Origin of the sequence: Nioella aestuarii (assembly GCF_050896395.1) — a bacterium.
Classification (GTDB): Bacteria; Pseudomonadota; Alphaproteobacteria; order Rhodobacterales; family Rhodobacteraceae; genus Nioella; species Nioella aestuarii.
In genome coordinates, this window is sequence record NZ_JBPBBA010000060.1 from 1 (window position 1) to 14,313 (window position 14,313).

The following is a 14,313-nucleotide window of genomic DNA, read 5'->3' on the forward strand; positions in this document are numbered from 1 at the left end:
CCCGCCCACCCACCCGCGCCCGCCTGCGGCCCCCGGCGCGAGTGGACCGCGCAGCCCTCAAGGTGCTGGCGTGATCAGGTCGTTGACGGCTGAGAACGTGCTCTCCTTCCTGGTCAGGGACAAGACCGCGTCCTGGATCGCCTCTGCCCGCGATTGGCCAAGAACCGGCGCCGCATAGGTCATGAACTTTTCGCAAATCGTATCGGCATCAAAGGGCGCTTCCGGCCCACCCGAAGCATTGAGATCCCCCGAGGCAAAAACCGATCCATCCTGCATCGTGATCTCCACATCGGCCCAACGTCCGGCTGGAAACCTGTCTTGGTGCCGCTGGTCTACAGCGGTTTCAGTGAGGGCAACCAATCGGGCCACGCGCGGATCTGACAGGCCGTCACCAGAGATCTGGTCAAGTCCGATGTGGCCATTGATCAGCATCCACGCGACCGGAAAGGCCAGCGCATATTGCGCCCGCGCCGAATGGTCCGGCATTCCGGGATAGAGCGCCACGGCTTCGGCAAAGCTGCGGATGGTAATGCGCGCGATCTTTGAATGGTCGATCCCGTGGCGGGCACGCAACAGCCGGGCACCGTCGATCGGTGCGTGGGCCCATCGGCAGATCGGATAGGGTTTCACATATTGCTCTTCGGTGATCCATTCGCGCCCAAGGCTGGCCCAGTGCGGCGCCATGTCGGGCGCTTCCAGTGTGATCGCAGGCGCACCGGTAAAGCCTTTCTCGGCCATGATGACCGAAGAAAGCCCCACAAGCGCGCCCATGCCCGACCCGTCATGCAGCATCGATGGGTTGGCAATCTCTCGCATCATCTGGCTACGGGGGCCGTGATATTCCGCAATGCCGAGCGCGTGGCGAAGCTGCGCATCTGAGAGCCCCCGAAGCCGTGCAGCCAGTGCCACAACCCCAAGCGCATTCCAGGCGCCGGAGGTGTGGTAGTCGCAGGCAGATGCATGCAGGGCGACGCCCGCCCGTCCCGCGACTTCGTAGCCGACAACCAGCGCTGCCAGGGTTTCGGGGCCGGTCAGGTCGGGCAGGTGGTGCGCCAATGCTGACAGGGCGGGCATAACCGCCACGCCGATATGGCCCTTCACAGGGTTGTACCCATCATGGCCGTCGAGATTGTCGATCTGGGTGGCGGCGGCAAAGGCGGCCCCGGCCAGGCTGGCGGTACGGCCATCGAACAACATGGGCGCGGACATGGCCGGATCAGACGTCCCATAAAGCGCCAAAGTGGTGTCACGGGCGATATGGCCGGCTTGCATCGGGGCCGCTGCGGCACAGATGCCAAGCGTATCGAGCAGCAAAAGCGCAGCGCGCGTCTGTGTCGGCGCAGGGATCTGCGCGGGGCTGCTGCGCAGCGAGACATCTGCGAGCAATGTGAAGGTGTCAGAGGGGGTGGGAATGGCGATGGACATGGGGACGCTCCTGCAGGTCACAGGATCAAGCTAGCGCCGGGTCTGCATTCTATTGTTGCCGGTGTCCGACGAAAACGGCCCCCAAAGAGTCGATTTCAACCCTTGGAGGAAGCAAAGGCGACAACAGCCTCGACCAGCACATCCAGCGTGTCGATCACATCGGCATCTGCGCTGGTGGCTTCTGCAATCAGCGACATCTCGGAGCAACCGATCACCTGCGTTCTGGCACCCATCGCCAATAGCTCCTCAGAGGCGGCTCGTACTATGTTCCGCGCCTCAACCGTAGCACCATTCGCCTTGATGATGCGGATTGCGTGCAGCAGCGGAGCGTCGTCCGCTAGCCACACCGGGGTTGCGCCGACCTTGGCCAGTGCCTTGTCGAACACCCCGGTGATGCGCGTAGCGGGCGACGCGAGGATGCCAACTTTGCCCACGCCCACCCGTTCCGCCGACAGTGTCACCATGTTCAAAAGCGGGATCTTGACCGCCGCCGTAATGCTGGCGGCATAGGAATGGGCGGTGTTGCAGGGCATCGCCAGGGCCTCGGCCCCGCCAGCCTCCAGCCGCCGCGCCATTTCTGCCAAGACCGGGGCGGGATCGCCGCCGGTGCCCTCGATCAGATGAGCAATGCGCGAGGGCACCTGCGGGTTCATGTCAATGAGCAGTGGAATGTGATCGGAATCATCCTCGGCTGGAATGGCCTTAAGCAGCCGTTGCTGCATCAGAATCGTGGCCTCTGGCCCCATTCCCCCAAGGATACCGATCCGGCGCATCTTATTTTCCGAACGCAAAGTCATATCCGAACAACCCCACGGCTCCCCCGGTGTGCAAGAAGACGACGCGCTGATCTTTAAATTTCCCTTTGCGGGCAAGGTCGATCAGCCCGGCAGCGCCTTTGCCGGAATAGACCGGGTCCAGCAGGATGCCTTCCAGCTCTGCGAACATCTTGATCGCTTCCAGCCCGCTGTCTGTGGGCAGACCGTAGCCCTCGCCCACGTAGTCGGTATTTGCCATGACGTCCGCGCGCGTGACCACGCCGGGGCAGCCAAGCTTCTCTGCCGTGCGACAGGCGAGGTCATAGACCATCTGTTCCTGCTTTGGCTGCGGTGCCCGGGTGCCGATGCCAAGAACGGGAATCCCTGCGTTGATCGCCTTCATGCCCGTGACCAGCCCCGCCTGAGTTCCCGAGGATCCCGTCGCGTGCACCACCCGGTCGATGACCAGCCCGCGGTCATTGGCCTGGCCCACCAATTCGAAGGCGCAGTTCACATAGCCAAGCGCGCCGGTCGGGTTCGACCCGCCGCCGGGAATGACATAGACGGTTTTGCCCTTTGCGCGTTCGGCCTCGGCGGCTTTTTCCATTTCGGCGGGCATGTCGGTGCCGCTGGGAAATTTCTCTGTCGTTGCGCCGTGCAGATGGTCGAGCAGCACATTGCCATTGGCGTTGTAGTTCTCGTTATTGTAGCCGGTGCGGTCTTCCAGAAGGATGTGACAACCCATGCCGAGCTTGGCGGCGAAGGCTGCGGTCTGGCGGCCATGATTGGTCTGTGTAGCGCCCTGGGTCATCACCATATCGGCGCCCATCTCGACGGCCTCGGCCATCAGAAACTCCAGCTTGCGGGTTTTGTTGCCGCCGGTGCTCATCCCCGTGCAGTCGTCGCGCTTGATCCAAATCTCACAGCCCAGTTCCTTGGACAGGCGCGGCATGGGCTCCAGCGGCGTGGGCAGGTGCGCGAGGTGTAGGCGGGGGAAACGGGCGAGATGCATGGGCGGCTCCGATACAGGGGTTCGAAGCGGAGCCTAACGCTGTCTCCGACGTGGCGTCCAGAGCGATCTGAGGCGCGTAAGGGGTTTGTTTCGCTTAGGTTTCGCGTAACTTAAGGTTGGTTTCCAGAGCTCTTAACTTGCGCGGGGCAAGGCCTTTGCAAAGGCCTTTCAACGGCCTTGCAAGGCCGTTCTCGCGCTCCGCTCAAACGATGGGTCTTCGGCGCAGAAGGTATATGTCCATGATCCAGCCATGGGTGGTTCGGGCTTCAGAACGTGCGGTGACAATCGCATCTGAAATGTCAGCAACGGGGCCGGACAGGGATATCTCATTCTCCATCCCGGCATAGCCCGTCCACCAGATATGCAGCCCTTCAGAGGCTAGGCCGCGAAAGCTCAATTCACCATCCAGCATCACCACGGCGGTATCCGTTCCTTCCGGAAAGCCGTTGTCGCGGATCTGACGGCCAGTGGTGACCACAACAGGCCCATTGATCTCGTTGAGCGGAATGGCGTGGGCTGCGGTCAGCGCCTGGATCGAGGTGATGCCGGGGATCATGCGTGTTTCAAGCGGCAGCAATCGGGCTACTCTTTCCGCGATCCGAAGCGTGGAATCATATAGTGACGGATCGCCCCAGACGAGGAAGGCCACGCGGGTCCCCTGACCCAGATGCGCGCGAATGTTTTCCGCCCAGATTTCCGCTATCGCGTCGTGCCAGGCGTCCACGCGCGCGCGGTAATCGGCAATCGATGGATCGCGCTTGGGCAGGGCGAATTCCACCACGTTCGTTGCCGGGTTGGTCAGCAAATCGGCGCAGATCTGGCGACGCAGGCCCGCGAGGTCATCCTTGTCAGCCCCTTTCGTGGGGATCAGGATCAGGTCGGCCGCGTTGATTGCGTCAATCGCCTGAAGCGTCAGATGACGCGGGTTGCCGGTGCCGATGCCGATAAGGTCAAGCGCGATCATGGGGGCCTCATGAAAATGCCCCCCGGGGGTAGCGGAGGGCATAGGGGTTGTCCAGCGGATCAGGCCGCGTCCGGTTCCGGGGCCGCAAAGCGGGCGGTTAACCATCCGAGCAGAGCCCAGACAGCCAGCGCGACACCCAGAACCCGGGCCGAGAACTCGGCGGCCAGTTCGGGTGGAGCATAGCCGAAATACTCGTCCAGAACCGGGGCACCTATGGCATGGGGCAGGGCAACCAGCGTGGCCCCTGCAATCACGGTCAGCACACCACGGCTATAGGCGATCAGGGCCAGCCCGCCAGCGGTCGCCACGACCGTGCCCAACCACCAGTACTGGCGCAGGGTGATATCCGCGCCGATGGCACCGGGCAGTTCCGGGGCCAGGCCCATTGCCGGGGCCAGCTGGAACGTCGCAAAGCCTGCGATGCCCCACAGGACACCCTCTTGCGGCGTGATCGTGCGGCCAAAGAGGCCCGCCACATGATACCCCGCCACAAGCACAAGCCCGTAGCCCGCATAGATGAGCCCGGTGAACAGAACGGTCAGCAGGTTGCGGGTAAGGGCAGAGCCTTCAGCCGCTTCGCCATGACCGCTGTGATCATCGTGCCCCGCTTCTGTGCCATGAGCCATCGGTTCCCCGAAATGGACAAGTTCGCCGGATTCATAAAGTTCAGCGTGCAGGATGATCTCCTGCACGAACGCGAAATGCAGCACGGCTGCAAACAGCCCTGCTGCAAAGCCGGCGATCAGCCCGCCGGCCAGCATACGCATCATCATGGGATGTAACGTGCCGCTGCCTTAGTGGCAGGGGAAGCCCGTTGCATGGCGCATGTCATGGGCGGCGTCGTGCAGCACAGCGGATTGCGCGTGACCTGCAAGGAACAGGACGCCCGCGCCCAGAAGCGCGACGAACAGGATGCTGAGGACCTTGGACTGCGTGGCGGAGCCGGTGGCAATCAGTTGCGACATTTTCTTTTCTCCTTGCCGTCACACCCGACGGCATTTCTGGTTTCACTTCGCGTGGCCGGTCTCCTGACTCACGGGTCACAGCCGAGCCTTTCCCCTTCCCACCGGCGCCACAGTGCCCCGGCAGTGGGTTAACGAAAGGCCGCTCGCCGCTCACAGTCGCGGGGGCGGTCGGGGCTTTGGGCGCCGCAACTTGGTCCGCCCTTTCCCCGTTCCCGTTTCAGCCCCGATGCTTTGCACCATTGGGACACCACATCATCACTATGCCGTTTGGGGACTTGCCGGGTCAATGCGCAAAACACGCCTGCTTGCGCATGAAAACGACCTCGGCGGGAAAAACTACGCCTTAGCCAGGAATGCGGGCAATGGCCTTGAGCCGCAGATCCCCGATCACGCGGGCATCCGCGAAATTGCCGTCAACCGAGTCGGCGTAAAGCGGCAGGAATGCCAGGATCAGAGGCAGGTCCGCCTCGGTCAGATCTCCAAAGAGATAGGCGGTTTTTCCCGGTGCGCGTACAGACAGGGTTGAGGGGCGCGGGCAGCCTGACATGCAGTCCACGGTATTGACCTTCGCAGTGGGCTCAGCAGGCAGAGCCGCGTGCAGCCGGTCTGCAAAACCCGATGCGCCAAGCACACAGGTGGTGCAGACGGTCAGCGTGATCTCAGACATCGCCATCAGCCAGCGGACCGTAAAGGATGAGGCCCGGCAGCTTGCTGTCGGATGTCATCAGCGTGGCCGCCAGCTCTGTCACCGTCGACCGGGTCAGTCGCTGATCCTCGGTTGAGACGCTTTCGGCAAACAGCGCGGGCGTGTCGGCGGGCAGGCCCTTGGCGACTAGCTGTTCCACCAGCGCCGCAAAGGTGCGCTTGCCCATATAAACCACGGTGGTCGCCCCGGGATCCGCAAGGGCCGCAAGGTCCAGCCCTTCGGGCAGCGCCCCGGTCACGTCATGGCCGGTCACGAACTGCACCCGGCGCGCCGTCAGTCGGCGCGTCAGCGGAATGCCCGCGGCGGCAGCTGCGGCAGAAGCAGAGGTGACGCCGGGAATGATTTCGTAGGGGATGCCTTCGGCACGCAGCGCGGTGATTTCTTCCTCAAGCCGTCCGAATATGCCGGAATCGCCGGATTTCAGCCGCACGATCCGTTGCCCGGTCTTGGCATAGTCGACCAGAAGGCGACTTACGTGATCCTGTTTGGGCGAGGGGCGACCAGCACGTTTCCCCACCCCGACCAGGTCTGCATCCTGCCGCGCATGGGTCAGGATGGGGCCTGAGCTGAGATCGTCGAACAGCACGGCATCGGCGCGGTTCAACCGGTCCACGGCCTTTAGTGTCAGCAACTCGGGGTCGCCCGGGCCAGAGGAAACGAAACTGACGAAGCCGGTCATGTTACCGCGTGGCCTCCGCGATCAGGTGGAAGAAGGTGCCGGTGGCGTGGCCCCGGCGAGACCCGGTCTCGGGCACTGCTGCGCCGCCCGCGTCGACCACCTCTGCCAGCGGTGCATCTGGCTGGTCAAGAATGGTAGAATAATGGAACTCATGGCCCCGCAGGCGCGCACCCGCCGCGTGGCCGGGCATGGCGGCTTGAAGTGTCGCCAACCGATAGCCCAGATGCATCTTGCGCTTCTCATACGAGGTCACGAGGCCTAGGAGGCCCGCCATTTCGTGATGCGTGCCCTCCTTGTCCACAAGTGCGCTGCCCATGGCCATGTAGCCACCGCATTCGCCGTGCACCGGACGGGTTTCTGCGAAGGATCGCAGGCCGGCGCGGAAATGCGTTGCGGCTGCCAATTGCCCCGCATGTAGCTCCGGATACCCGCCGGGCAGCCAGCAAATATCGGCGCTCTCATCGGGGGCTTCGTCATTCAACGGCGAGAAGGGCAGAATTTCGGCCCCCGCCCGCCGCCAGCCATCAAGCTGATGCGGATAGACGAAAGAAAACGCTCCATCGCGCGCCAAGGCGATGCGCTGGCCGGGCGGCGCAATTGAAGCGGTGTGACCGGTCATCGTCGTTTCAGCCGCGATCTCCAACATCCGGTCCAGGTTCACGTTCTCAGCCACGAACCGCGCCGCCGTGTCCAGAATGCGCGGCATCTCTGCCTGTTCGCCTGCCTGCACGAGGCCCAGATGGCGCGAGGGCATCTCGATCTCTTTTTGCCGGGGCAGGGTGCCGAGCACTTCGATCCCCACTTCCGACATGCCTGCCCGCAGCATTGCCTCATGCCGGGGCGAGGCGACGCGATTGAGAACAACCCCTGCAATACGCACATCGGGCCGCATCAGTGCGAAACCCTTGGCCACCGCAGCTGCCGACTGCGCCTGACCGGATGTATCCAGCACCAGGACCACGGGCCAGCCGGTCAGTGCTGCCAGATGCGCGCTGGCCCCGTTGCCGCATTCGCCGTCAATGGCCACCCCGTCGAAAAGCCCCATAGAGCCTTCCGCGACAATCAATTCCGCGTCCGCAGCACATCCGATCAGCCCGCCGATCATCTCCGCACCCATTGCCCAGGTGTCGAGGTTCACGGATGCCCGCCCGGCTGCTGCCGAATGAAATCCGGGGTCGATATAGTCCGGCCCGCTCTTGAACGGCTGAACGGTCAGCCCGCGCGCGCGCAGTGCCGCCAGCAGGCCAAGCGTCAGCGTGGTCTTGCCGGTGCCCGAGGCGGGGGCGGATATGATCAGACCGCGCGGCATCAGTCCACCGTTTCCGGGAAGCGCGGGTCGGTGCCCACGGGGCGGAAGCGGCGGTCGTAATCGCCTGCATAAAGGCAGCTCTCGTCGAAATCCTCTGCGCCAAGTGCAGGGCCGACCAGGATCAGTGCCGTGCGCCCGCGTTCGCCGCCCGTGGCCTCTTCAACCGTGGCGAGCGTTGCCTTGACGATCCGTTGGTCGGGCCAGGTCGCGCGCCAGATCACCGCGACCGGGCAATCGGGGCCATAGGCGGGCGATAGCCGAGCCACCACGTCCTCCAGCACATGCACCGACAGGTGAATGGCCAGCGTCGCGCCGGTGGCGGCGAAGTTCTCCAGCGTCTCGCCCTCGGGCATGGCGCTGGCGCGACCCGAGGTGCGGGTCAGCACCAGCGATTGTGCGACGCCGGGCAGGGTCAGTTCCGCGCCCAAAGCGGCGGCAGCGGCAGCGAAAGAGGGCACGCCCGGCGTCACGTCATAGGGGATGCCTTCCGCACGAAGGCGGCGCAGCTGTTCGCCCATGGCCGACCAGACCGACAAATCACCGGAATGGAGCCGCGCCACGTCATGGCCTGCCGCATGGGCGGCCTTAATCTCATCCACGATCTCGTCGAGCGACAGAGGCGCGGTGTTCACGATCCGCGCGCCTTCAGGACAGTGGGAGAGCAACTCCTCCGGCACCAGCGACCCGGCATAAAGGCAGACCGGGCACGCGGCGATCAGGTCGCGTCCGCGCAGGGTAATCAGGTCGGCAGCGCCAGGGCCTGCACCGATAAAGTGAACGGTCATGTGTCAGTCCTTTCTGCCAGCGCGATGGTGGCCATACCACAGGCGCTGGCCACGCGCGGGGCGATCAGACGCGCCCTGTAGCCGCCTTTGCGGGCGGAAGCCAGAGCCAGAGCCTCGGCCACGCTGCCGGTGGCGAAGCGCGCCTTGATGCGGGGGGAACAGGTAAGCGTGGGCTCGCCCGCGATGTCCTGTTCGGTCAGGTGAGTAAGCGGCAGGTTTTCTGCTTTCGCCCATGCGGTCAGCGCGGGGGATGCCTTTATCGACAGGCAAGCCAACGCGTCGGGGCGGCGACCGGCACGGGCCAGCGCATCGCTGAAGGCCGCTGAGCCCGCTCCCTCGCGCAATCCGATGCCAGCCCAGATCATCGCGTCACCGTCCATTGCAGCACCGGCCGCGCCCGGTTCCAGCCGCGCATGGAGCCAAGCGGTGCGGCCTCCGCCAGCTCAGCGCGCAGGAGGTGGCCGCCATAGGCCTCGCTCCAGCGGATCAGCAGCGCCTCGGTTTCCAGCGTCACGGCATTCATGACCAATCGCGTTCCTTTGGGCATCCGCTCCCAAAGCGATGTCAGCATATCCTCGGTCGCGCCGCCACCGACAAAAACCGTGTCGGGATCGGGCAGGTCGGCAAGCGCCTCGGGCGCGCGGCCTTCCACGATGGCGATGCGGTGATCGAGCCCGAAATTGCGGGCATTGGCGCGGATATTCTCGGCCCGATCGGCGCGGGTTTCCAGTGCTGTCGCGGTGGCGCCAGGTGCGGCAAGGCAGAATTCGACCGAGATAGAGCCGGACCCTGCGCCCAGATCCCACAGATGCTGGCCAGGACACGGCGCGAGGGCGGAAATGGTCAGGGCCCGGACCGGGCGTTTGGTGATTTGGCCGTCGCTTTGAAACAGGTCATCGGCCAGACCGGAAGCGCGGGACAGACCGGGCGCGCCCTTTGCTTCGATTGCGGCGAGGGCGGGGGACGCGACATTGACAAGGTCGCCATCCCTGGCGGTGACGCTGTGCAAGCACTCGCGCGGGCCGCCAAGCGCCTCGCAGATCATCAGCCGGGACGCGCCATAGCCCTTTGCGGTCAACCACTGGGCAAGCTCTGCCACTGCATCCCCGTCGCGCAGGGTGCACAGGATGCGCGCGCCCTCGTGCAGCACCGGGGTCAGCCGTTCAAACGGCGCGGCGTGCAGGCCAAGGCAAATCGTATCCTCCAGCTTCCAGCCAAGCCGCGCGGCGGCGAGAGAGAAGCAGGACGGTGCCGGGAAGGCGCGCCATTCGTCGGGCGCAAGGTGGCGTGACAGCGATCCGCCCGCGCCGTGCCAGAAGGGATCGCCCGAGGCCAGAACCGCAACGCGATGACCGCGCAGAGTCATCACAGGGTCTACCGAAAAGGGCACAGGCCACGGGCGGCCACGATCCCCCACCCCGGCCAATTCCAGATGCCTTGGGCCGCCGAAGACGATTTCCGCGGCATCCAGTGCATCGCGGCTTGCGGGGGGCAGACCGTTCAGGCCATCTTCGCCCAGACCGATCAGGGACAACCAGGGCTCAGACATGACTCGTATCCTCCTGCTTGGCGGCACGACCGAGGCCACCATGCTTGCCCGCCTGCTGGCCGAGGCGGGGGTGGATGGCATCTTCTCCTACGCAGGCCGGACCGACAAGCCGATGGCGCAGCCCCTGCCCACGCGGGTCGGGGGCTTTGGTGGGGTGGTGGGTCTCGTGGACTACCTGCGGGCCGAGCGGATCACTCATGTGGTCGATGCCACCCATCCCTTCGCCGCGCAGATGAGCACACATGCCGTGGCGGCCTGTACTGAGTCCGGGGTGGCCCTGGCGGGGCTTGAACGGCCCGGCTGGCCGCAGGGCGAGGGCGACCGCTGGACCCATGTCGCGGATATGAGCGGCGCGGTTGCAGCCCTGCCATCCGACGGCGCGCGTGTGTTTCTGGCGATCGGCAAGCAGAACCTGGCTGATTTCGCCGCGAAGCCCGCGAACTTCTACCTTCTGCGTCTCGTCGATCCGCCAACCGATCCGTTGCCCCTGCCGAATGCAGAGGCCGTGATCGCCCGTGGCCCGTTCGACATGGCCAGCGATCGCCAACTTCTGGAACACCACGCCATCACCCACATCGTCGCCAAGAACAGCGGCGGCAGCGGGGCGCGGGCCAAGCTGGATGCCGCACGCGCGCTTGGCCTGCCGGTGATCCTGATCGACCGGCCGCATGTGCCGCCGCGCCGGGTTCTGGACCGGCCGGAGGCTGTTATGGCGTGGCTGGATCACAGCGCCGACCTCGGGGTGTAGACATAAGGCCCGACGCGCCGCGTATCGCGATTGCCAACGATGACCATCGTGCGCATGTCGGCCATCTCTGGCGTGGCCTCGGCCAGTGTTACGGTGTTGATCGCTTCCTCGGGCGTGCTGACCGCGCGGGCGAAGGAAATGAGCGTCTCTTCCCCGCAGGCCTCACGCAGGATCTCCAAAGCGCGCGCGAACTGGTGAGGCCGGGACTTGGAGCGCGGGTTGTAGAAGGCCATCGCAAACCCCGCCTCTCCCGCCGCGCGCAGGCGCTTTTCGATCAGCTCCCACGGTTTGAGGTTATTAGACAGATTGATCGCCGCGAAATCATGCCCCAAAGGCGCGCCGATCCGGGCGGCGGCGGCGAGCATAGCGGTGATGCCGGGCAACACGCGGATGTCGAGGGTGAACCACTCCTTCGGACCGGCCTCTAAGGCCTCGAACACGGCGCTTGCCATGGCAAAGACGCCCGGATCGCCGGAGGAGACCACGACCACGCGCTTGCCTTCCGCCGCCATTTCCAGCGCGTGGGTGGCGCGCTCAAGCTCCACCCTGTTGTCAGATTCGTGCAGCGTTAGCCCCGGACGCGGCGCCACCCGGCGCACATAGGGGATGTAGCCCACCACATCCGTCGCCTCGGCCAGAACTTCGGCCACCTCGGGCACGACAAGGCTGTCTCGCCCCGGCCCGAGTCCTGCGACGACGACCCAACCGCTCATGGCCGACGGCCCTGTCCGTGCAGCAGGCAGATTGCGAAATAGGGCGTCTCACCCGCGAAGTCGGTCAGCTTCTGCACCGTCTGTTTCGGCATGGTGCCGCGTTCCACCAGCCAGGCATCGTCAAGCCGCCCGGCGGCGTCCAGCGCGCGTTTCAGTTTCGGCAAGTTGCGACCGATCTTCATGACCACGGCGGCGTCGGTGTCCTTTAGCCGCCGCACAAGTTCGTCCTCGGGCAAGGTCGCCATCGCCACGGTCAAAACGTCATCGCCCCAGGTGATCGGCATGTCGGTCGCGGTCCAGCAGCCGGACATGCCGGTGATGCCGGGCACGATTTCCACCTCGACCCGGCCTTGCAGGCGCGAATGCAGGTGCATGAAGGAGCCGTAGAAGAACGGGTCGCCCTCGCAGAGAACGATCACGTCATCGGTTGCGGCCAGCGCTTCCAGCCGGTCGGTCCAGTCGTCGTAGAATTCCGCAAGAATACGCTTGTATTCCGGGTCCTTGAAGGAAATCTCGGTCGTCACCGGATATTCCATCGCGTGTTCGGTCACATCCTCGCGCAGCATTCCCTCGACGATCTGGCGCGCCTGCCCCTTGCGGCCCGCCTTGCGGAAATAGGCGAGGTGCTTGGCCCCCCGTATCAACCGGTCGGAGCGGACGCTCATGAGATCGGGGTCGCCAGGGCCGAGCCCGGTGCAGATGACCTTGCCCATGTCGCTTACTCCTTGAAACTGGCGAGCGCGTTGACCGCCGCCACGGTAATGGCCGAGCCGCCAAGGCGGCCCTGCACGATCATCGATGGGACCGGCAGGTCCTGCATCAACGCATCTTTGGACTCGCGTGCACCGACAAAGCCCACGGGACAGCCGATGATCGCGGCCGGGCGCGGGCAGGCGGGGTCTTCCAGCATGTTCAGAAGGTGAAAGAGCGCCGTGGGGGCGTTGCCGATGGCCACAAGCGCGCCCTGCAAATGCGGGCGCCACAGTTCCAGCGCGGCGGCAGATCGCGTGTTGGCCATCTCTTTCGCCATGTCGGGCACGCGCGGATCGCGGAGCGTGCAGATCACCTCGTTATTCGCGGGCAGGCGGGGCCGGGTGATGCCCTCGCTGACCATGTAGGCGTCACACAGGATTGGCGCGCCGTCCTTCAGGGCCTGTCGCGCGATCGTGGCCATGCCGGGGGAAAAGCGCACGTCCTTTTCCAGCCCCACCAGACCGGCGGCATGAATCATGCGCACGACAACCGGTTCCTCGTCGCGGTCGAAGCGGTCCAGATCGGCCTCAGCCCGGATGGTGCGGAAGCTTTCCTCGTAGATGGCAGCGCCGTTGGTCTCGTAGGTGTGGGGCATTCAGAGGGCCTTCTTGATCTGGTTGGGGGCAAGGCCGGTGGCCTCGGGCGTGGCATCTGCGCGGCCGTCACGGATCAGGTCGAAGCGTTCGGGGGCCGTCGCGGTCAGGGTCAGGGCCGCAGGGCCGGGATGGGCGCATCCCTTGGCACAGCCAGAGATATGCAGGCTCTGACCAGCGGGCAGGTGCGGGGCAAGGGCGCGGGCCAGGTCGCGTGTGGGCGAAAGCCCTTGCGGACAGCCGGGCGCGCCGGTGCAGACGTCAATTCTCAGGCGCGGGTCGGTCGCATCATGGATCAGGCCCGGAAGGTCTGGGGCCTCGGTCACGCCCTCCATCAGCAGCATCCGCCATGGGGTTAGCCTCAGCGGTCCAATCGCCGCGAGCCGCAAAAGTGTTTTCGCCGCGATCTGCCCAAATTCCAATGCGATGAGGCGGCCTTTGGGATGAAGGCCTGGGCCAGGGGCTGGGGCCTCGACGCCTGCCATCTCGTCACTTGCCAGCCAGTCCGGCAGGACCGCGCCCGATGCCAGATGCCGCGCCATGCGCCCGCGTCCCTCGGGGGCACCGCCGCTGGCAAGGAACCAATGCGCGAGATCGATAGCCGCCTGCGCCGCCATGTCAGGCTTCACAATCACGCCCCGCGCGCTTTCGTCGGCGCGCACCAAGATATCGCCGCCAAGCCGTTCAAGCCGGATATCGGCGGAACTGCCCCGCAGGATCGGTGCGGAACCGGTGTCGATGGCGAAGCCGAACTTGCCGGGCAGGTTAGGTGCATCAGGGGCGGCCAGCGCCATCGTCACTGCGATTGCCATGCGCTGCGTGATGTCGCGCTCTTTCCAGAAGGGCTGGATCATCAGGTTGCGGCGGCTTTCCACCTCGACGCTCTGATCGACCAGTCCGAATTCTTGCAGCCCCCAAATCAGAGCTGCATGATCGGCTTCGCGAATTCCCCGAATTTGCAGGTTGGCACGGGCTGACAGATCAATCAGGCCATTTCCGTAGCGATGCGACAGGTCGGCCACGCACTGGATCTGTTCCTGCGACAGCGCCCCAAGCGGCGCGCGGACACGCACCACCAGCCCGTCACCCGACATCATCGGGCGCAAAGCACCAGGGCACCAGCCATGAACCAAAGGGCCGCTCACTGTGCGGCCTCCAGAGTGGCGGCGATGGAATTGCGGCGCGTGACCCAGAGCCCCGCATCATGCAGCGCCTGGAACCGCGCGCGCATCGCGGCGAGCGCGGCGGGGTTTTCCTGCTCCATGAAGTCCACAAGGTCTTCCCGGCCAAGTGTGGCGTCATGGTAGAGGTCAAACAGATGCGGCGGCACGGCGGCGGCGAGATGCGCGAAAGCGGC

Annotated in this window: 18 protein-coding genes and 1 riboswitch; of the genes, 1 reads left to right on the forward strand and 17 read right to left on the reverse strand. The window is 65.0% G+C overall.

All coding sequences use genetic code 11. The features are described 5' to 3' along the window. Positions 1-57 precede the first annotated feature (57 nt). The 12 genes from ACROHD_RS19920 to cbiE form a co-directional block, all read right to left on the reverse strand. Positions 58-1,425 (reverse strand): MmgE/PrpD family protein, encoded by a 1,368-nt coding sequence (locus ACROHD_RS19920; RefSeq protein WP_432680200.1) that lies wholly within the window; start codon positions 1,423-1,425, stop codon positions 58-60. Between the two features lie 95 nt (positions 1,426-1,520). After that, complete coding sequence (gene cuyB / locus ACROHD_RS19925) at positions 1,521-2,222, reverse strand: cysteate racemase (protein WP_432680201.1); 702 nt, start codon at positions 2,220-2,222, stop codon at positions 1,521-1,523. Beyond that, entirely contained in the window at positions 2,200-3,192 is a 993-nt protein-coding gene (gene cuyA / locus ACROHD_RS19930) for a D-cysteate sulfo-lyase (RefSeq protein ID WP_432680202.1), read from the reverse strand. Before cuyA ends, cuyB begins: the two co-directional genes overlap by 23 nt. 202 nt (positions 3,193-3,394) lie before the next feature. Next, positions 3,395-4,156 carry a precorrin-6A synthase (deacetylating) gene (gene cobF, locus ACROHD_RS19935; RefSeq protein WP_432680203.1) on the reverse strand — a complete coding sequence of 254 codons (762 nt, stop codon included), beginning with the start codon at positions 4,154-4,156 and terminating at the stop codon, positions 3,395-3,397. Positions 4,157-4,215: 59 nt separating this feature from the next. Then, positions 4,216-4,929: a CbtA family protein gene (locus tag ACROHD_RS19940; RefSeq protein ID WP_432680204.1), complete on the reverse strand. Its 714-nt coding sequence runs from the start codon at positions 4,927-4,929 to the stop codon at positions 4,216-4,218. A 21-nt stretch (positions 4,930-4,950) separates the two neighbouring features. After that, positions 4,951-5,121, reverse strand: a complete 171-nt coding sequence (locus tag ACROHD_RS19945; RefSeq protein WP_071690660.1) for a CbtB domain-containing protein — start codon at positions 5,119-5,121, stop codon at positions 4,951-4,953. Positions 5,122-5,157: 36 nt separating this feature from the next. Further along, a riboswitch (cobalamin riboswitch) is annotated at positions 5,158-5,384 on the reverse strand. Positions 5,385-5,464: 80 nt separating this feature from the next. Next, positions 5,465-5,788: a DUF1636 family protein gene (locus ACROHD_RS19950; protein WP_432680205.1), complete on the reverse strand. Its 324-nt coding sequence runs from the start codon at positions 5,786-5,788 to the stop codon at positions 5,465-5,467. Further along, the gene (gene cobA, locus ACROHD_RS19955; protein ID WP_432680206.1) at positions 5,781-6,506 is read right to left on the reverse strand and encodes a uroporphyrinogen-III C-methyltransferase; all 726 of its coding nucleotides are present in this window, start codon (positions 6,504-6,506) and stop codon (positions 5,781-5,783) included. Before cobA ends, ACROHD_RS19950 begins: the two co-directional genes overlap by 8 nt. 1 nt (position 6,507) lies before the next feature. Further along, a complete protein-coding gene (locus ACROHD_RS19960) occupies positions 6,508-7,815 on the reverse strand; it encodes a cobyrinic acid a,c-diamide synthase CobB (RefSeq protein ID WP_432680207.1) in 1,308 nt (435 codons plus the stop codon). After that, positions 7,815-8,600 carry a precorrin-4 C(11)-methyltransferase gene (gene cobM / locus ACROHD_RS19965; protein WP_432680208.1) on the reverse strand — a complete coding sequence of 262 codons (786 nt, stop codon included), beginning with the start codon at positions 8,598-8,600 and terminating at the stop codon, positions 7,815-7,817. The genes ACROHD_RS19960 and cobM overlap by 1 nt, the downstream gene beginning before the upstream one ends. Continuing rightward, entirely contained in the window at positions 8,597-8,980 is a 384-nt protein-coding gene (locus ACROHD_RS19970) for a cobalamin biosynthesis protein (RefSeq protein WP_432680209.1), read from the reverse strand. Before ACROHD_RS19970 ends, cobM begins: the two co-directional genes overlap by 4 nt. Continuing rightward, positions 8,962-10,149, reverse strand: a complete 1,188-nt coding sequence (gene cbiE, locus ACROHD_RS19975; RefSeq protein WP_432680210.1) for a precorrin-6y C5,15-methyltransferase (decarboxylating) subunit CbiE — start codon at positions 10,147-10,149, stop codon at positions 8,962-8,964. Before cbiE ends, ACROHD_RS19970 begins: the two co-directional genes overlap by 19 nt. Between cbiE and ACROHD_RS19980 the strand changes: the two genes are divergently transcribed. Further along, positions 10,148-10,897: a cobalt-precorrin-6A reductase gene (locus ACROHD_RS19980; protein WP_432680211.1), complete on the forward strand. Its 750-nt coding sequence runs from the start codon at positions 10,148-10,150 to the stop codon at positions 10,895-10,897. The genes cbiE and ACROHD_RS19980 overlap by 2 nt on opposite strands. Here ACROHD_RS19980 and cobJ read toward each other — a convergent pair. From cobJ to ACROHD_RS20005, 5 genes are all read right to left on the reverse strand, one after another. Continuing rightward, positions 10,873-11,610 carry a precorrin-3B C(17)-methyltransferase gene (gene cobJ / locus ACROHD_RS19985; RefSeq protein WP_432680212.1) on the reverse strand — a complete coding sequence of 246 codons (738 nt, stop codon included), beginning with the start codon at positions 11,608-11,610 and terminating at the stop codon, positions 10,873-10,875. The genes ACROHD_RS19980 and cobJ overlap by 25 nt on opposite strands. Continuing rightward, positions 11,607-12,323, reverse strand: coding sequence for a precorrin-2 C(20)-methyltransferase (locus ACROHD_RS19990; protein WP_432680213.1), 717 nt, complete (start codon positions 12,321-12,323; stop codon positions 11,607-11,609). Before ACROHD_RS19990 ends, cobJ begins: the two co-directional genes overlap by 4 nt. A 5-nt stretch (positions 12,324-12,328) precedes the next feature. Next, positions 12,329-12,958: a precorrin-8X methylmutase gene (locus ACROHD_RS19995; RefSeq protein ID WP_432680214.1), complete on the reverse strand. Its 630-nt coding sequence runs from the start codon at positions 12,956-12,958 to the stop codon at positions 12,329-12,331. Continuing rightward, a complete protein-coding gene (gene cobG, locus ACROHD_RS20000) occupies positions 12,959-14,101 on the reverse strand; it encodes a precorrin-3B synthase (RefSeq protein ID WP_432680215.1) in 1,143 nt (380 codons plus the stop codon). After that, positions 14,098-14,313 (reverse strand): hypothetical protein (locus ACROHD_RS20005; RefSeq protein ID WP_432680216.1); only part of this gene is annotated, 216 nt, incomplete at its 5' end. The genes cobG and ACROHD_RS20005, both read right to left, overlap by 4 nt.